Origin of the sequence: Novosphingobium pentaromativorans US6-1 (assembly GCF_000767465.1) — a bacterium.
Taxonomy (GTDB): Bacteria; Pseudomonadota; Alphaproteobacteria; order Sphingomonadales; family Sphingomonadaceae; genus Novosphingobium; species Novosphingobium pentaromativorans.
Window position 1 is genome coordinate 2,838,452 of sequence record NZ_CP009291.1, and the last position, 17,474, is coordinate 2,855,925.

General features: G+C 61.3%; 12 protein-coding genes. 3 read left to right on the top strand and 9 right to left on the bottom strand.

The genetic code is table 11. The annotated features are described in order from the left end of the window. Nucleotides 1-356 precede the first annotated feature (356 nt). The 6 genes from JI59_RS28010 to JI59_RS13360 form a co-directional block, all read right to left on the bottom strand. The gene (locus tag JI59_RS28010; RefSeq protein WP_007012183.1) at nt 357-3,080 is read right to left on the bottom strand and encodes a S8 family serine peptidase; all 2,724 of its coding nucleotides are present in this window, start codon (nt 3,078-3,080) and stop codon (nt 357-359) included. A 481-nt stretch (nt 3,081-3,561) separates the two neighbouring features. After that, nucleotides 3,562-5,379 carry a hypothetical protein gene (locus JI59_RS13340; protein WP_138921316.1) on the bottom strand — a complete coding sequence of 606 codons (1,818 nt, stop codon included), beginning with the start codon at nt 5,377-5,379 and terminating at the stop codon, nt 3,562-3,564. Nucleotides 5,380-5,410: 31 nt separating this feature from the next. Beyond that, nucleotides 5,411-6,661 (bottom strand): polysaccharide pyruvyl transferase family protein, encoded by a 1,251-nt coding sequence (locus JI59_RS13345; RefSeq protein ID WP_081473940.1) that lies wholly within the window; start codon nt 6,659-6,661, stop codon nt 5,411-5,413. Continuing rightward, on the bottom strand, nt 6,661-8,025 hold the full coding sequence (locus JI59_RS13350; protein ID WP_038576172.1) for an FAD-dependent oxidoreductase: 1,365 nt from the start codon (nt 8,023-8,025) through the stop codon (nt 6,661-6,663). The genes JI59_RS13345 and JI59_RS13350 overlap by 1 nt, the downstream gene beginning before the upstream one ends. A 62-nt stretch (nt 8,026-8,087) precedes the next feature. Further along, the gene (locus JI59_RS13355) at nt 8,088-8,765 is read right to left on the bottom strand and encodes a sugar transferase (RefSeq protein ID WP_007012179.1); all 678 of its coding nucleotides are present in this window, start codon (nt 8,763-8,765) and stop codon (nt 8,088-8,090) included. Between the two features lie 354 nt (nt 8,766-9,119). After that, nucleotides 9,120-9,920, bottom strand: a complete 801-nt coding sequence (locus JI59_RS13360) for a sulfotransferase family protein (protein WP_007012178.1) — start codon at nt 9,918-9,920, stop codon at nt 9,120-9,122. Nucleotides 9,921-10,196: 276 nt separating this feature from the next. Between JI59_RS13360 and JI59_RS13365 the strand changes: the two genes are divergently transcribed. The 3 genes from JI59_RS13365 to JI59_RS13375 are packed head-to-tail and all read left to right on the top strand — an operon-like array spanning nt 10,197 to nt 13,654. Beyond that, nucleotides 10,197-11,687, top strand: coding sequence for an oligosaccharide flippase family protein (locus JI59_RS13365; protein ID WP_238532486.1), 1,491 nt, complete (start codon nt 10,197-10,199; stop codon nt 11,685-11,687). 26 nt (nt 11,688-11,713) lie between these two features. After that, nucleotides 11,714-12,565, top strand: coding sequence for a hypothetical protein (locus JI59_RS13370; protein ID WP_038576174.1), 852 nt, complete (start codon nt 11,714-11,716; stop codon nt 12,563-12,565). Between the two features lie 3 nt (nt 12,566-12,568). Continuing rightward, nucleotides 12,569-13,654 (top strand): glycosyltransferase family 4 protein, encoded by a 1,086-nt coding sequence (locus JI59_RS13375; RefSeq protein ID WP_007012176.1) that lies wholly within the window; start codon nt 12,569-12,571, stop codon nt 13,652-13,654. Between the two features lie 151 nt (nt 13,655-13,805). Here JI59_RS13375 and JI59_RS13380 read toward each other — a convergent pair whose 3' ends face one another. The 3 genes from JI59_RS13380 to JI59_RS13390 form a co-directional block, all read right to left on the bottom strand. Further along, nucleotides 13,806-15,044, bottom strand: a complete 1,239-nt coding sequence (locus tag JI59_RS13380; protein ID WP_007012175.1) for an amidohydrolase family protein — start codon at nt 15,042-15,044, stop codon at nt 13,806-13,808. A 109-nt stretch (nt 15,045-15,153) separates the two neighbouring features. Further along, complete coding sequence (locus tag JI59_RS13385; RefSeq protein ID WP_007012174.1) at nt 15,154-16,422, bottom strand: M24 family metallopeptidase; 1,269 nt, start codon at nt 16,420-16,422, stop codon at nt 15,154-15,156. Between the two features lie 28 nt (nt 16,423-16,450). After that, nucleotides 16,451-17,473 (bottom strand): sugar phosphate isomerase/epimerase family protein, encoded by a 1,023-nt coding sequence (locus JI59_RS13390; RefSeq protein ID WP_007012173.1) that lies wholly within the window; start codon nt 17,471-17,473, stop codon nt 16,451-16,453. Nucleotide 17,474 lies beyond the last annotated feature (1 nt).

The following is a 17,474-nucleotide window of genomic DNA, read 5'->3' on the forward strand; positions in this document are numbered from 1 at the left end:
TTTGCGATGGCCCGTCACGAAACAAGGCGCGTCATTGAACGCGCCCAACCCTCTTAAATTCGCGGATGTTTGTCAGGCGAGATGCCTCGGTATCGGAGCGGCCCGGCTTTTTCTATCGCGCCGCGCTCCAGCCCCCGGCCAAGTGTCGGCCCGGAATTTCAGGCGTGGACAGGCGGACTTAGGGCGCTGGCCGATGATCCGATCCAGAGCATAATGCCCAAGCGGAAGCTTCAATCAAAGGGAATAGCGGCCCCGCCGTGGCAGAGGCCGCTGTCATTGAGGCACAGGATCGGACGCGTTGCCGCTTTCCGGCCGCCCCGAGTCCGGAAAAGCGGCGACGCGTCCTGCCCCAGGGATTATGCCCAGATCAGCCCCATATCGGCGGCGCCGACGCTGAGATGGTCGAGGCCATCCCCTTTGATCCGGGCGATCTGCATGACGTCGCCGTCGTCATGCATTTCGAGATAGGTATTCGTTCCGTAGGAGACGAATTCGAAGGTGGCATTGCTGCTCGTGCCGATACCGGTCACCATGATCCGGTCGCCTTCGGCGCCGTTGAAATCATAGATGACATCCAGTCCGTCGAGGTCGGCCATGTCGAACACGAAGATATCCGCGCCGTCGTCGCCGTAAAGCCGGTCGCTGCCGCGTCCCCCTTCGATCCAGTCGTCGCCATCGCCGCCTCGCAGCAGGTCGTCGCCGGCCCCGCCCATCAATTTGTCCTGTCCGACGTCGCCATAAAGCTTGTCCATGCCATTGTCGCCCTGAAGCAGGTCGCTGCCAGTGCCGCCTGCCAATTTGTCGTCGCCGTCGCCTCCCAGCAGGGCGTCGTCTCCGGCCCGGCCCAAAAGGACGTCATCGCCGGTCAGACCTTCGATCAGGTCGGCCATCTTGGTCCCCACGATCTTCTCGCCGAGGTCGGTTCCGGTCAAGTGCCTGTCGTAGCTGCGCGAGGCTTCGTCGAAACTCCAGGCCGAACCGCCGTGCGGCAAGTCTCCGGCATTCCCCTCGGCCTCGTTTCCGGAGTCCGTGGCGGGCTGGTCCGGCTCGTTTGTCTCCGGGACGTCAACGGGTTCAGCCCCGCTGCCGAACTTGCCGAGGATCTGGTCCAAGCTGTACCGGCCATCGGTGAGGACGAATGTCTCGACCTCGCAAACGGATGAGACTTCGCCGGGACTTGCCGATATCGCCAGTGTGCCATCCTGCGCGACATAGCCGGAGAGCGCGGAAAGACTGCAATTGAAGACAAGCGTGTCGTTGCCCTGGCCGCCGTCGATATGGTCATTGCCGAAACTGAAGTAGATCACATCGTTCCCCCGCCCTGCGTCCAGCACGTTCGCGACCTTGCTGCCGATCAGCACGTCGTCGCCATCGCCGCCATAGGCGTTCTCGATCGCGTTGGGATCGAGGGAGACCGACACCCCGGCGATTACGCTGTGGCTTGCTCCGCTCAGATCGATCACGGAACTTGCAGTCACCGCAGCGGCGTTCAGGGTGTCGTTGCCTCCGTTCGTGTCGTGCAGGACCTTGCGCGCGGCCAGATCCGCGCCCGTGTACAGTGAGCCAAATTCGTCGGTGTAGATGTAGAGATTGTCGGCAAGGTTCTGCGCATTTCCGGACACTGTCAGGGTTACGCCCTGTAGTTCGCCGGTGAGCGGGCTGCCGCTCTTGTCGGTTGCATCGGGATTGCGGTTGTAGATGTCGAGCGTCCACGTCCCTGCCGACTGCTCCCCCATCGAAGCTACGGAACCGAGCGTGAAATTGCGCAGGTTACCGATCCTGTCGTCATGGGGCATGTCGTATACGAGGCGCACTTGCGTGCCGTCCGGCGAGGTCAGGTAAACGTCAAGATCGCCGGTATTGAGCCAGCGCAGATCCATCGCCAGTTGTACATGCTCGATGTCGACTGCATCGTCGACCTCGATGCCGACCGAAATGTGATCGCGCGATCCGGCAACGAGGCCCTCGGACAGTTCGACGCTTTGGGATATGCTGGAGAGGTTGGCGAAGGTCTGCTGACTTGTCCACGTTTCGGCAAGTCGCACGGCATCATGGACGTTCAGGAAGCCGAAGCCGAAGGCATCGTTGAAATGCAGACCGCCGCCGTTGAAGTCGCTCGCGCCATTAGTGCGCCAGCCATCGCCCCAATTGGCGGAATCGGCAAGGCCTTCACGGTGTGCGGAGTAGGCGAGGATCTGCTGGACGTCGCGGTAGCCGAGCTCGGGATTGGCTTCGAGCATGAGCCCGATTGCGGCCGATACTGCAGGCGCGGCGAATGAGGTGCCGTTGACCGTATCGAACCGGTCCTTGAGATCGGTGGTATAGATGTCCCGTCCCGCAGCCGAGACAAGGACATTGGCCCCCAGGCTGGTGAAGGAAGAGGGGCCCCCGTCCGGATCGACCGCACCGACCGCGATAGTGTAGGGCGAGTTCTGGAAGTTGTGATAATTCGACGTGCCGCTGGTGCCGGCATTGCCAGCAGCGAAGACGACCGAGGTGCCAAGGCCTGCGCGGCCCTGGGATACGAGCTGAACCAGCGCATCTTGATATTGCGCGTTCTTGGCAAAGTTGTCGGCGAGGTTCGAGACGAAAGACCAGCTGTTGTTCACGACATCGAGGCCGGTTGAGGACTTGAGCGCAGCAACGATCTGATCGGTGACGGCGCTGGAATCGTAGTCGATGCCAAGGCCGATCAGGCTTGCGCCCGATGCGATGCCGACAATTCCGAAATCGTTGTTGGCTTCGGCGGAGATTATGCCTGCGACAGAAGTGCCGTGAAACAGCGGTAGATCGCCGGGATCGATGACGGGCGCATCGGTGCCGAGCGCAAAGTTGAAATCGTTTGCGGTGTCGTAGGCCTTCTTCAGTTCGGTATTCGTGTAGTCGATCTGGGAATCGATGACACCGATCTTCACGCCGGTTCCGATGTAATCCTTCCACACGGAATGGACATCGATGCTGAGCGGAGATAGCGAAGACCCGTCAAGGTACCATTGCTTGTTTTCGCGGGTGTCATTGTAAAACTGTCCGGCAGGCGCAACGCTGCTGGATGCCGCGACGACATTCAAAATTTCCGACATGTACGACCCTCTATGTTTTCTTCAGCCGCAGTCTCGCGCCAGTGATGTGTGCGCTTGTTCCTGCGAACATGAGAGCCTGATAACGGGTGCCGGTTGAATGCAGTCTGTAGTTATCTGGTAAATGTAATTCGGTCTATTTTGAGTTCATCGATGATATTGTGATTTATATTGAAATATGGAATTATCCTAAGTGTATATACTACTGTTTGCGTGCTATCGGCTTCGTTTTTTCCAGGATTTGGCCTGATGAAGTGCCGTTGCGTCGTATCAAACCGGCTGGCCGCATGTAGACGTAGTGGCTGGTATTTCTGGTGAAATACTCAGGATTCTTCCATAGGGGCCAGGAAAGGAGATTTCCTCCGCGATGCTGGAAACGGACGCGAAAAATTCGAGCTGGTATCGTTTCAGGCCGAGTACTCTCCCCGTGTACGCAATCTTCTCAGTCGAATCAGGCGACCTCGGAAAAAGCAGTCTCTCGCGATCAGTTCGCTAGAGAGACGGCTCCAGTCGGGCACTTGTCTGGATCGTAGAGCTGGATCCGGTAGGTGATCGGGCCGGTCTTCGTCCCCGCAGGCACGGTGACTGCTAACGAAACCCTGTCACCCCGCTTGGCATCTATCGCTCGATCGATGGAGACCTGAGACCTTGCTGACCGCAGCAGGAGAGGCATTGCATTGCGGTTCAAAGCGATTTGGACTTCGGGGCCGCTTTCCTGGCTGGATCGAAAGCTGGCCTTGATCACAAGACGGCCAGACTGCCGGGCGATGTAGCGATGAACGATGCCCGCGAGGTCAGGGCCTGCTTTCCTGGCTCTGGCTTCATGGGGCAACGGCAGCGCGGGCGCCATGGTATCCGCAGTGAGCCGCAGGCTCGGGAATTCTCTCCGGCCAAGATAAGGATTCCACGGAACGTGCCGTTCTTGCTGGCCGGGCATGGTCCGAAACGGCAGTTCCCGGCCACCCGACAGAACGAAGCGTTCGAAGCCATCCTTTTCCAGTTTGAAACGGGCGGCGTCGTCAGCATTGGCGGCCGGATAGGCGAGCTGGCTGTAGCTGTCGGCGATCAGGGCATTGCAGCCGAGATGCACATTCTTGCCCAGACGAAGCGATTGGCTTCCGACCAGGATGATGGCCCGGTCCGGCGCGATCGCCAGTCGATTGGTCGGCAGGCGGCCGCCTTTTGCATCGAAGGCCTCCATGGCCCTGGTGTCGACCGTCAAAGGCCGCTTAGCGCCCCACAGGACCCAGGTCCGCGGTCCGAAGGCATGGATGAAAGTGAAGGGATCGGGGCTGAGATCGATCGCGACCTGGCTTGCCAGAGTGCGTTGCACGAAGCCGAAGGCTCGCCCTGCATCGGTCAGGCGCTGGTCGCGGTCGAGCAACGGAACCTGTCCATCGCCTCGCTCGTTGAGCGGATACCAGTCCATCTCCCTCGCGCCTGCAGAAGACAGCGTGGCATAGGCCCTGACCAGATCGTCGGCGGCTCGGGCAGGATCGCGGCTGGCGAATTCGGTCACGTAAAGCGGCATGTCCGCAGCGCGCGCGCTTCTGCGCAGCACCGCGATCTGCCTCGCGAGTTGGTCGATGGCGGTCGTATAGGGATGAACCGCAAGGCCCTCAATGACGGGCGGGGAATCCTCTTGCAACAGCGGCCAAAGGTAGCCGGCAGGCATGGAATGGGTTGCTCCGCCCAGTACCAGCACGTCAGGGCGGACTACTTTGGCAAACTTCGCGGCGCTGCGAACCATGGCAAGGTGATAGCGTCGTCGTTCATCGAGCCCGGCCTTGGCAACCGGGCCGTTCACGAAATTGCCGCCGTTGAACTCGTTGCCGATTTCGAGTCTGTCAACCGCAGGAAATTGAGCGATCACGGCAGCGGCAAATCGCCCGAAGGCGTCGATAGCCTCCCGGGAATGCGGCGTCTTTCCGTGGTCGTAGAGCGGATTGCCCCAGTTCAGCGTCAACGTGAGCCGGGGTCCCGAAGCGCCCAACTTCGTGATGTAGCCGGTTCGCTTGTTGTCGAAACTGTAGTGCCCGGGAATTCGCTCCGCTTCGCTCCAGCGGATACCGTCGCGAAAGCGATGTACCGGCAGTTCCCGTGCCGCTGCAAATGTCGCGGCGTTCCAGCCTTGGGAGAAGTTCGAAGCCGCGCCCAGGGCCATCGGTCGGCGACCGGCACTTCGGACGATTGCCTGCACCTGCAATTCGGATGTTACCGCAGCTTCGCTCGCGTGTGGTGCAGTCGTAGGCACGCTTAGCCAGGTCAGCGCCAGACCTGCAAGAATGACAGCAGGTTTCATCCTGAACCATGCCATGGTGCGTGACTTGCGCCTATCCGATGGCACGGCTGATCTCGTCCATGAGCAGCGCCACGCCTTGCCTGGTCTGATCGGCAACTTTTGCCCGTTCTCCCGGCGCAATTCCCTGTGCAATTGCGCGGGCGAGTTGATCCCCAGCTTCCGTGCTGGAAGTGAGTACGGGCGCGCAGAGCCAGTCTGCGCGGTTTACCGAATGGACGAAGGATTCAAGTTTGGGATCCCAGCTCAGGGCCAGAAAGGGCACGCCGCAAGAAAAGGCAGCGATGATTGCGTGCATCCGGAACGCAACGATTCCTGCACAGCTGGCGATCAGCCTCGTGAGTTCGGCAGGCGTGTCGACAACCGGAAAACTGATGTGCCCCAGCTTGTCCAGGCGCATCAGCGGCAAGTGCAGGCTGCGGGTGAATTCGCGGTCTTCCGGGCTGCCGTTGGAGAATACCGACAGCCTATATCCGCGATCGAGCAGGCTGCGGGCCAAAGCGATGTACCACTGCGTCAGCGCAGCTTCCCCCGGCGCGTTGCCGGCGTGATAGCGAACCGCAAGCGGGCTTGTCAGGTTGAGGCCGATCACCGGTTCACTGCGCGCGAATGGATTGGGGCGGATGTCATAGCGTTGGCTTGCCAACAGTCCTGGGTCCCGCACGGTATCGGCCTCGAGTGCCGTGTCCCGGCCGATCAGATCGTTCCAGATCCGGCGGGAGCGCTCGTCGCGCACCCAGACCCTGCGGATATTACCGCGGCGCACGGCGTTTCTCAGGAGCGAGCGGCCCTGACGGCTCCAATGCGATGATACGCCGCAGCCATAGATGAACACCGGCAGCTTGCACCAGGCCGCAGCCGTCAGCGCCAGCGACAGCTTGGTCGGAAAATTGAGGTCGAGATCGGCGATAAGATTACCACCGCCGATGATGGCGCACTGGGCTCCGTCCAGCGATTGCAGGTAGTGCGGCATCCAGGAGCGCCGGCCCTGGATTGCCAGTGGCGCACGGACTGCAAGCTTGCGCACCGGATCCGGAAAGGATCCAAGTACCCGCATTTGCAGCGCCCTGGCCTGCGCCCCGTCGCCGTAAGCGGTGCGCGCTGCCAAGTCGACCGACCACGTGTCCGTATCGGCACCGTTGTCGATCAGGGCCTGTTCGAGGCATTCCGAAAGCAGGCCGTCGCCCAGATTGGGACTGAACTTCACATTGAACAGGCGGATGCGCGGCCTGGCCTGCGACGATCTTTGCGACCGGGCTGAGGACTGAGCCAGGGAATGTGCCATCACGCGGCGACTTCCTGCGACGGCAGCGCCAGTCCTGCCGATTCCAGCTCCTCGATGACGCGCCGGATCACTCCGCTGGATGTCGGAAGGTATTCGAAGCGGCCCTGGCGGCCGGCCATGACAATGCCCTTGGCCGAGATTGCCGCAAGGAGGGACTGCACCTTAGCTTTCGTGCCTGGGGCGTGGAGCGGATAGGCGTCTGCAACCTGTTCGTGGCCCTCAAGAGCCAGATTGCGGGCAATACCGAGCGCCGTCACATGTCGGCTGAAATCGTCGAATGCCGATAGCGGATCGTGCGCTTCGCCGGGTGGGACGGTGATTTCGACCGCAAGGTACTCGCGCATGCTGGAGCGCCGATCGTCCGGTGCCGGATAGATCCGTGAATAGATTGTGGCGCGTTTCCATCGGCCCGCCTTATGGAAATTGAACAGCACGTTGCCAGCCTCGGCGGCGATCCAGTCGGCCGAGACGAAGAGCGTGGTCATGTCCAGTGAGACGAGACCCGAACCTTCGCCGAACAGCGCCTTGTGGACTGTGTCCAGCGGTATTGTGCTGACCACGGCGTCGGCGAAATGATATGCCTTGTCAGTGCGCAGCATATGGACCTTGCCGTCGAAGCGCAGGGATTCCAAGGACTGCCCGAGTTCGAAGCGAACGCCCTTGGCGGCAAGTCTTGCAGCGATAGGACTGAACAGCGCTTCGAACCCGCACTCTGGTCGCACACGCAAGGGCCGTCTGATTTGTTCGGGTCGATGGGAAGGGCCGAGCAGGGAGGCGAGACCGGTTCGCAGCAGAACGGACAGGCGGGTCGACTTTTCGATTTGCGCCATGCGGCGAAAGAAGAATTCCTCATCGATCCGGCTGGGCGCGCGGTGATGATAGCGCGCCATGTAGGCCTTCAGGCCCGTCGCTTCGAAAAGCTGCTTCCCCAAACGCTGCCGGGAAATCGCATCCAGGGTTCCGTCGCGTCGGACAAAGAGGCGCGATAGCGCAAGGTCGAGCAGGGCAGGTGCCAGGCCAATGCCAAGCTCCGCTGCCATTTCCCGCACGTCGAGAGGATAATGGAGGAGCCGGCCCGATGGGCTGACCCGGCGCTGGACGCGCCGGACCGAAGGGCACATGTCCTTGATGTCCGGCGCCAGGGAGAAGATCCGGGCGTTGTCCTCGTAGAAGATGCTACCGACGTCGAATGTATATTCGTCGATCCTGCGCGACCGATGAATACCGCCGCAGGCGTTGCGGCGATCGATAACAGTGACACGGAAGCCCGCATCGCTGAGGCACTCCGCAGCGGTAAGTCCGGCAATGCCCGCGCCGAGCACCATGACAGTCTCGGCGCTGCGAGAGGGCCTTGGGTCAAGCATTTGGTATGTTCTTTGGAGCCGGGCTAGGCGGTTCTGCTTTATCTGACGGGCGCTGTCCCATCTCAATAAGACCCGCGGGCCAGCACGACTGTGGGCACTGTCTTGCAGATCAGCCAGGTGTCGAGAAGCAGGCCCTTTCGCGCGACATAGGCGACATCGAGGCTGACACGCTGCTGGTAGGACGTGTCGCTGCGGCCGCTGGTCTGCCACAAGCCGGTCAGGCCGGGCCGCACGAGGCAGTAGTGTTCGAAGTGTCTGCCATAGCGTTCGACTTCCGCCTCGACGATCGGGCGCGGACCGACAAGGCTCATCTCTCCGCGCAAGACATTGATCAGCTGTGGGAATTCGTCCAGGCTCAGTTTGCGGACAAGGGCTCCGATCCGGGTAACGCGCGGATCGTGCCTGAGCTTGCGCGTTTCGTCCCACTCCTTGCGTGCGGCCGGATCACGGCGCAGGTGGGCGGAGAGTATCGCGTCTCCATCCACCTTCATCGTCCGGAACTTGATGCAGTCGAAGTAGCTGCCTCTGAAACCGATCCGGCGGTGCCGGTAGAATAGGGGGCCAGGATCGCTAGCCAGGAGAATCATCGAAAGGAGAATGAGAAAGGGCAGGACGAATACGAGCAGAGCCAATGCCACGACGATGTCGAATAGACGCCACAAGAAGGAAGTGAGGATCGGCGACGCGCCTGGCTTCATGGGGTGGGTTATGCCAGTATCGAACGAAAAATAATTGTCCATGTGAGCGACAGTTATTTCCATAATCGGCCTGTTCACATGATTCCCCTGTGTTTTATTGTCTGCTGATAATTATGGTTACTGCCATTTTCCTATCACTGGTGCGTTTGGCTGCACAACGAGAGTTGTCTCCAAACTGCATCCAATTCATCCAGGCTTATGCTGCGACTTGCTCTCTTCTTTGCGCGATTGCTCAGTTAAGAATATGATAAAAAGTGTAAAACTGTGATGTTCAGCCATTGCGACGACTTTCGGATAATGCGCAACCTTGTCCGGTTGGTCCGGATCGGGGGCATTCGATGCAATAAATATCTGGAAAGATGAATCCCATGCTGTGGTGTGGGGTAATTGCTGACTTCAAGTAATGGGAATTCGATGGCCACTGTCGAACTGGGCGGTGAGGTGCCTGTAGGCCTCATCCACTCGCGCCCGCAGATGCGCTGGCAAGTCGGCGCAGGACAAATTCACCTTTCGTCGAAGCAGGTTCGGTTCGATGCGGTTATGGCGGCCACTGACCAGCGGATCACCTCCACCGCGTTCGCGCGAGGCAGCAGTGCTGATGTATTCGTTCCTGAGAGCGGGCGAGAAATGCAAATGCCTTGAAATCCGTTCCAGCGCTTCGTTCGGGGTCCGCATGAGTTGATCGTGCCTGATGCCGATGCGCCGGTGCGCAGGAAAGCGCATCCACAGATCTGAAAGGGCTTCTATGCGCTCTGCATAGTATACGGCAGCCTTCTGCGGCGTGTCATAGGCCTTTCTTCCCAGCCTGGTGAAGAGGTCGGCAATGGATGCAATCGCCTCGTCCGGACGACGGGCGATGAAGATAGCCCGGGCATCGAAGAACTGGGGCAAGGCCTGCTCATCGTGCCGGTTGTGCAGGATCTTGTCGAAAAGCAGCCGTGCTCCGGGTCGCCAGCCATCGCGTCGCATCTGGTTTATGGCAAGGCGGCCCAATGCCCCGGGGCCGTCGTACCGCACGTGGGCTTCGCCGTAGCCGCTGATATCCTCGCGTGAGCAAAGGATGTTGGACAGGGCGGTCGATCCGCAGCGCATGTGTGCAAGAATGAATACGCAGTTGCGGTAGCTGTACAGGTCGCTCGTCCGGCTCAGCAGCCAGCCTGCGGAGCGTTTTCCGGTTTCGCGCAAGGCCTGGATCATCGGTCGTAAGCCTCCCTCAATTCCCGAGAATGTCGTCGTATTAGCGAAGGTGGTGGCCTTGCGCTGCCGCAACTGGGTCCATCGTGGAGCTAGTCGAGCTTGGACTTGCTGCGGTGCGGCATCTAAAAGCAGGCAGTCGCCGACGAGGTGACGTGTCGCCAACGAGGCGATGCATGGCAGGCGGCCAACTCCGGTCGGCCTGATATTCCCGAATGGAAGCCGGTCGATCCGCCACGCGGTCCACTGCCCCCTTTCGGCCCGGTGTGCGAGGATCAGGTGAAGCAACGCAAGAGCGACGAACTGGAAGGTGTGGCGCGCAGGTTCAAAGACCTGCGGTCTTTTGGCCGGCGCAGCGGGATTGCTCTCTTCGCGTTCGTGGCGCGGTCGCTGCAGCAGGTCTCCACGCTGGTCATGACCTTCCTTGCCGCGCGCTTCCTGCCGCCCGCCGATTACGGGGTCTATGCGCTGGGCATCGTATTCGTGGTCATGATCCAGACGCTTACCTACACCGGTTTCTACCAGTTCATACTCAATGCGCGGCAGGACGAGGACGCCGTGCTTTCAACCTGCTTCTGGCTGATCTTCGGGCTCGTCACGCTGGCTTCGCTGCTTCTGGGCGCCGCGGCCTTTCCGATCGAGTGGCTGTTCGGGGCAAGGCATCTCGGTACGGTCATTGTCCTGCTGGCGCTCATCCAGCCCCTCGCAAGCGTCGGGGCGTGGTCATCCGCAGCTCTTCTGCGAAGGCGGGCCGTGACGTTGAATTTCACCATCATATTCCTGCAGAACATCATCGCCCTTGTGGGGGGCGGGCTTCTGATCTGGTTCTGGCACTCGCTCTATGCGCTGGTGGCCGTGCGCTACCTGAGGGTGATTTCGGGCGCGGTGCTGTTCGCTTCCCTTGGGCGCGACCGGCCGCGCATGCGGTTTTCGCGCAAGCTCGCCATCGAAGCTACGGGGTTTTCCGGGGGGCTGTATTTTTCGCGCCTGCTCGGCTTCCTCTCACGTTACGCCGGGGATCTGCTATTGGGGCTATTCCACTCGCCGGGCGCTGTGGGCCTCTATCGCTTCGGCAATCGCGTTGCCACCGGGGCGACCGACATCCTGATGCAGCCGATGAACAATTTTGCGGCGACGCAGTTCGGTGCAGCAGGCCGCGACGACCGTGATCTGGGCGCTGTGCTGGCGCGGTTTGCCGGGACGATTGCCTTGCTGGGCGGAATGGCCGGGGCAGTCGTGATCGTGCTCGCCCCGGACGTCATCAGCACCTTCTTCCAGCCTTCATATGAAGGCGCTCTTGTGGTGACGGCAGCCATGGCCCTGCGCGGAGTGGCCGGGGTGGGGCAGTCGCTTGTCGAACCCGTCTTCGCAGCGCTCGGCAGGACGAGTTGGGTCGTCATGTTCAATCTCGTTGCTGGCGCGACTTGCGTTGCCGCCATCGCCGTGTCGGCGCCATTCGGACTGGGCGTGCTGGCCTGGGGCCAGGCAATCGCGATCCTGGTCATGACCGCCCTGGCTTTCCACCTGATGCGCAGGCGCGGCGGGATAAGCACAGGCGCAGCCGTGCGCCGCTTCCTGGGGGCCTGCGCGCTGGCGCTCGCTTACGGACTGGTCCTTGCTGCGATCCGTTTCCGGTTTCTGCCTGCCATGGCGATCTCGCCCCTTCAGACGCTTCTTGTCAGTCTTGCATGCGCGGCTCTGGTCGGCGCGGTGATCCTGCTTGTGGCCATGCGCCTGCGCATCTTCAGCCTTCACGCCTTCTCGGGCTGAACGCACCAATTCCGGGAGACGAAACGATGCTGCATTGTCCCGCCGAAAACCTGGTCTTTCTGCACGTTCCCAAGAATGCGGGAAAGAGTGTGCGTCATGCGTTTGTCCGGCAGGCCGGATTGTCCTGGTCCTTTCTGGCAAGCGATCTTGGCATAAGCGAGGCTGGCGCCGAGCAGGCGATGGATCAGGAAGTCGAAGTGCCCGGCCTCGGCATTGTAAAGCCGGCGCATCTGCCGCTGCCGATCATCGCGGATCATTTTCCGCAGACCTGGGCGACGATCCGCTCGGCAAGGAGCTTCATCCTTGCGCGTCCCCCGCGCGATCGTTTCTTTTCGGCGATCATGCAACGCCTGGGTGAGTTCGCAGACAAGCGAACGCTTCGGGCCGACGATCCTCTGGTTCGGGAGGAAGCTGCGCGTGTTTGCGAATGGCTGGATGGACGCGGCGCTTTCGCGACGGTCGAATACATCCATTTTTCGCGGCAGAGGGATTATGCCGACAACGCCGGAGAGCGGATCGTGTCGGCCGTGTTTCCGGTCGACAGGATCGACCTTGCGGCGCATTGGCTGCAAGCTGAAGCCGGGCTGCATCTTGAATTCGCGCATGAGCATGCGCGGCGGGAACCGCGCAAGTGGGCCAGCGCGCTTCAGCCTGTTGCCCGCATTCTGGGGCGCCGCGTGTTGCCGCAGAGGTTGAGGAAAGTCATCTATCCGCTCTGGAGGAACAGCGGCGTCTTCGCCGATGCCGCCGGCCGTTACGAATCCATCGATCTGGGCACAGATGTCGAGAAGTTCATTTCCGATTACTATGCAGACGACGCGCGTCTCTATCTCGAGGCCATCGGCTTTGCGGAAAGACTGGATCGTGAGGCGGCCTGAATCATGGCGGGCATTGCCATCAACGGGAAATTCCTTGGAGCCCCGCTCAACGGGGTACACCGGACTGCGGCGCTCTATTCGCGCGAATTGATCCGGCGTCTCGCGCACAGCCACAGTGTCCGGCTCCTGGCACCTGCCGGCGCTTTGGCGCCTTCTGCATTTCCCGAACTTGTGCCCAATCCGGCCAAGGGGCCGTTCGGGGCCGGCCAGGGCTGGGAAATGCTGACGCTTCCGCTTCGCGCGCGAGGCGATCTTCTGGTGAACTTGTGCAATCTGGCACCGCTGGTTCATGGCAATTCGGTGGTCATGATCCATGACGCGCAGACATTTCTCTATCCCGACGATTACAGGGGGCGTCAGGCGCTGGCCTATCGGGCGCTCCTACCGCGCATAGCGCGCCGTGCGCGCCGGATCTTAACCGTCTCGCGCTTCGCAAGGGACTCGCTCGTGGCGAACGGCATCGGATCTGAAGCGAAGATAGAAGTCGTCCACAACGGCACCGATCACATCCTGGCAGAGGCGCCCGATCCGTCGATGCTGCGCCGCCATGGCCTGACGCCGGGTGGGTATGTGCTGACCATCGGCTCGGCGAAAGGCTACAAGAACTTGCGCTGCCTGTTCGATGCCATGGCATCGCCCTTGCCCGGCAGGCAGAAGCTGGTCATTGCCGGCGGACCTGACGAGGTGAGCTACAGGCGCGCCGGCTGGAAGCCGCCCGAAGGCGCGGTTTTTACCGGCTTCGTCTCCGATGGCGAACTGCGCGCGCTTTATGCCTCGGCAGCGGTTTTCGTCTTTCCTTCCTTGACCGAGGGGTTCGGGTTGCCACCGGTCGAGGCCATGCATTGCAATACCCCCGTCGTGGCGGCGCGGGCAGGCGCAATGCCCGAAGTCTGCGGCGACGCGGCCTTGCTGGTTGAGGCGGGAAACCCCCGAGCGTACCGGGATGCGATCCTGGCCCTGCTGGACGATCCCGCCATGGCGGAACGACAGCGCCTGCTTGGCCGCTCGTGCGCTTCCCGGCTCTCGTGGGATGCGGCAGGTGCTCGTCTCGCCCAGCTGGTGCAACCGCTCTTGCAAAACGGGCGCTGACGGTTCGTGTCAGCGCGTGCCTACCCCTTTGCGGTCGCATGATCCTGTTTGCGAGGATCGCCTGGATCGCGCCCGGCCATCCTGAGTGCATTGCAGCAATGGGGGCATCGCTATTGCTCGGGCATGGCCTGTATTACAACAGATACCGTTCTCAGCTCGCGACCAGAGCGGGTGCGTGCAAAGTTGCAGGCAGGCGGGTGAAGGTGGGTTTGCCATTCTTGAACCCATATAGCGCGCTGGACACGCACCGGATGGCTTCTTCGCCGCTGACGCAGTCCAGCACGACCAGGGTGGCTGGCCGCCCTTCGCGAATTGCATAGTCGGACGCGCGTATCAGGCTGGCCGCCCGTGACGTGATGCCGGCGAAGATCAGCGACATGTCGTGCTCGTCGTCGACCTGGGCCACGTTGGCGTGGAGATTGCCCATGCGCGTAAGCGAACAGTCGCCGAACGGCGTAAAGGGATTGAGCACGTTATTCGTTGAAATGGAGAAATTGACGCCTGCTTCTGCCATGGCCCGCAGGGGGAGCAACGGGCGCGGCGCGCGCGCACCCATGTCCCGGCCGAGCAGGAACAGATCCGTTGCAGGCAAGGCGGTCACGCCAACGCCGGCCTCGGATAAATGCCGAAGCGCCGCGGCCAACGACGCCGGACGCAACAGACCCAGTTTGGAAACATGCCCGATTGCGACGCGACCCTGCCAGCCATGACGTTCTGTCAATCGGCAGACTTCAAGAAACTGGCACCTGGAAATGTCGAGATCGAAGTCGAGGTGAAGGTCGATATCGACATCGAAATCCTGGGCGATCCGGAAAATGCGTGCCAGGTGACCGATCGGATCGCGATCTGTGTAGGGCGCGCCTCCGATCAAGTCCGCACCTTGCTCCAGCGCCTGGACAAGCAGTTCGTCGCACCCCGGATCGTTGATCAGTCCTTCTTGCGGAAACACGCAGATCTGCAGGTCAACCGCCCAGCGATATTCCTTGCGCAGGGCCACCATGGCTTCGAAGCCCGTGAGCCCTATCCGCGGATCGACCTCGACATGGGCACGGATCCTGTTCGTGCCGCACGCGATCGCCCGGCCGAGCGTCTCTCGAGCACGCTCGATTATGTCGTCGCGGGTGAAGTTCGACTTTGCTTTCGCCACGGCGCTGACGGCGGCGTGAAGGTTTGGGTGACCGGTCCCCGTCCGATGGATCAGGCACGACTTGTCCAAATGGATGTGCGTTTCGACGAAGCCCGGAATGACAAGGCGCCGGTCCAGCGTAATGTCCCGTGTCGCACGCGGCAGGTCCGGCCTGATGTCCGAAATCACTCCGTCCTTGATGCCAATGTCAATCGGCCCGGGATGGCCATCGATCAATGCATCGCGAAGAACAAGATCGAGCATCAGGCGGCAACCTCGCGCAGGCATGCAACACGGTCGTGGCAGGCGCGCGGCCCGATGCGAAACGCATCGGACCGCACGAACGCATTCGTGTCGAACGTGGAACGCTCGCTCACGCGGGCACTACGACCAGTCGCTTCGAGATCGTATTCAGGTCCTCGACGCCGTTTTCACTGAGAAGAACCGTGCCGCCGATGCAAACGCGCTTTCCGTCGCGCAGGGCATTGGGTTCGAACGCGAAGGCGACGCCAGGCTGGATCTCGAAATCGCCGTCCAGCCCCACACCGATCGGGAGCGCCGGAAGGTGCGAAAGCGCCGGATCGACTTCGGGATTGATGCGCGTGGCACTGTTGAAGATCACCGGAGAAACGGTCTGCACCATCGGGCCGGTGTTCCAGCACTCGGCGCGCAGCAGCGGTTCTTCCATGATCTTCGCGAGCTCGGAAAAGCGCAGGCCCGGGCGGAGCGCTTTCAGACCGGCTTCGTAGGATTCGATACAGACCTGCTCGAGCCGGCGCAGGAGGGGATCCGGCTCGCCGATGCAGACATCGATCTGCTGCTGGGATTCAAATCCGCCATAGAACGCGAAGACTTCCGCGGCGATGCTGTCTCCCTTGCGCAGGACGTGCGGTTCACCGCCCATATGGAACCATTCCGGCGGGCCCCAGCCAAACCGGCTAGCACCGGCCCGTTCCAGAATGAAGGGAGCGCGGAACCATCCGCCATTGGCGACGATCGCATGCATGGCTGCGGCGGTCACGACACTTTCATGGACACCTTCACCGCAGGCATCGACGAAGGCGGCGCAAGCTGCCTCGCCGATCGACGCCGCCTTGCGGATCATCTCCATCTCTTCCGCGCTCTTGAAGAGGGTCAAAGTCTCATAGGCGTCGGCGATATCGACGAACTCGACATCGGGCAGGCTTTCCATAACGGCTTTCCAGACCTTGTAGGGAATGACGCCGGCCCACTGGAATACGGCACGCGAGCTTGTGCCGACGACACCGATCCTGCTTTTCTCGAGCCCGTATTCGGCGACGGCCTTCGCCAGGTTCACTACCGGCGAGCCGTGACGCCACTGACTGGTCCAGCGTTCGTAGCGCGCGCCGGCTTCGTCATACCGGCCAAGGGGGACGTCACCGACGAGCACCAGGGGCTCGCCTTCGCGGCGAAAGAGAACCGTGCCGTGCTCCACCTCGTTGGTGAGATAGGAGTCGTTCGCGTCGCGCCCGAAGCCGAATACGACAATGGCTTCAAGGTCGTGCTGGTTCATGAGTTCGCGAACGCGTGCCCAGCGCCGGTCCCGCTCTGCCAGGCTGAGCTTCGGCCACGCGGGCGAAGTCGCGTTATCGGGTTTCATTGCGGTAATTGCAGATGACATGAATGTATCCTTGGACTGGCTGTTGGGATTACAGGAATTGACGCAGCGCTGCCGCGCTGGTGGTGATGAATTCGAGGGCCTCTGCAGGGCCGATGTTCTGGCGCAATTCGTCAAGGCCGGGGCGAAGGCCGGCATTCACCTGATCGGCATATCCCCGTGTCAGGCCTTCGACCCTTGCGAATTCCTCCTTGGTGAGATCGGGATGACTGGCCCACCAAAGCGGATCGTCGATGAACAGGTTCATTTCTCCTCGTGCAAAGATGACGCCTTCGATGGACAGGGTTGGAGTGGAATGCTGCGAAAGCGTCTTGAGCAAGCTGGCCCAATCGATCACGCCCTCTCCGACAGGTGCCAGGAAGCGGGAAATACCCTCGTTCGTGCGGACCAGGGCGACATCGCGTATGTGCGTGCTGCGCACATAGGGGGCGACCCGCCGGGCCGCTGCCAACGGGTCCTCGCCGCGGACAAGGACATTGGCCGTGTCGAAAGTGATGCCGAATGCATCCGGTCCGGCTTCCTCGACGAGGCGCACGACTTCGAACGTGCTGATTTCTTCGTGGGTTTCGACGTTCAGGTGCGCGCCGGTGTCGCGCAGGACAGGTGCGATGCGATGCATGACCTTGAGTGTCGCTGCGAGTTGGTCGGTCCACTCGACGTCCGTGCGAAATCGATCGCAGGCATAGATGGAGCTGAAACGGAACTGGTAGTTTGCCGTGGCGGTCCAGATTTCCTTGATGCCGGCAGCGGTCAGCGCACGAATGATGCGCTCAAGGCCCAGCATGTAATCGCCGTCGCCCAGGCTTCGGATCTCGGGGGCTTCGGGGGTTGCGAAGGGATTGATCTTGGCCGCGCCGACTTCAAGATAGAGGTCCAGCTCGCGGGCGGCAGTCGCCACATCCTCAATTTCCTTCCGGTCGAGCTTCGGGCTCAATTCGAAGGCGGAGCGAAAGAAGACACCTTCCAGGCCGAGGTCCGCAGCCTGCTGAAGGACGCCGATCGCGCCCGCGGCGGTGGAGACGGGGAATTTGCTGCTATCTGTGCCAACTCGCATC

Coding starts and splice junctions, on each gene's coding strand:
- JI59_RS28010 (WP_007012183.1), bottom strand. CDS start 3,080: ATGTCGGAAATTTTGAATGTCGTCGCGGCATCCAGCAGCGTTGCGCCT.
- JI59_RS13340 (WP_138921316.1), bottom strand. CDS start 5,379: ATGAAACCTGCTGTCATTCTTGCAGGTCTGGCGCTGACCTGGCTAAGC.
- JI59_RS13345 (WP_081473940.1), bottom strand. CDS start 6,661: ATGGCACATTCCCTGGCTCAGTCCTCAGCCCGGTCGCAAAGATCGTCG.
- JI59_RS13350 (WP_038576172.1), bottom strand. CDS start 8,025: ATGCTTGACCCAAGGCCCTCTCGCAGCGCCGAGACTGTCATGGTGCTC.
- JI59_RS13355 (WP_007012179.1), bottom strand. CDS start 8,765: ATGGACAATTATTTTTCGTTCGATACTGGCATAACCCACCCCATGAAG.
- JI59_RS13360 (WP_007012178.1), bottom strand. CDS start 9,920: ATGATCCAGGCCTTGCGCGAAACCGGAAAACGCTCCGCAGGCTGGCTG.
- JI59_RS13370 (WP_038576174.1), top strand. CDS start 11,714: ATGCTGCATTGTCCCGCCGAAAACCTGGTCTTTCTGCACGTTCCCAAG.
- JI59_RS13375 (WP_007012176.1), top strand. CDS start 12,569: ATGGCGGGCATTGCCATCAACGGGAAATTCCTTGGAGCCCCGCTCAAC.
- JI59_RS13380 (WP_007012175.1), bottom strand. CDS start 15,044: ATGCTCGATCTTGTTCTTCGCGATGCATTGATCGATGGCCATCCCGGG.
- JI59_RS13385 (WP_007012174.1), bottom strand. CDS start 16,422: ATGTCATCTGCAATTACCGCAATGAAACCCGATAACGCGACTTCGCCC.
- JI59_RS13390 (WP_007012173.1), bottom strand. CDS start 17,473: ATGCGAGTTGGCACAGATAGCAGCAAATTCCCCGTCTCCACCGCCGCG.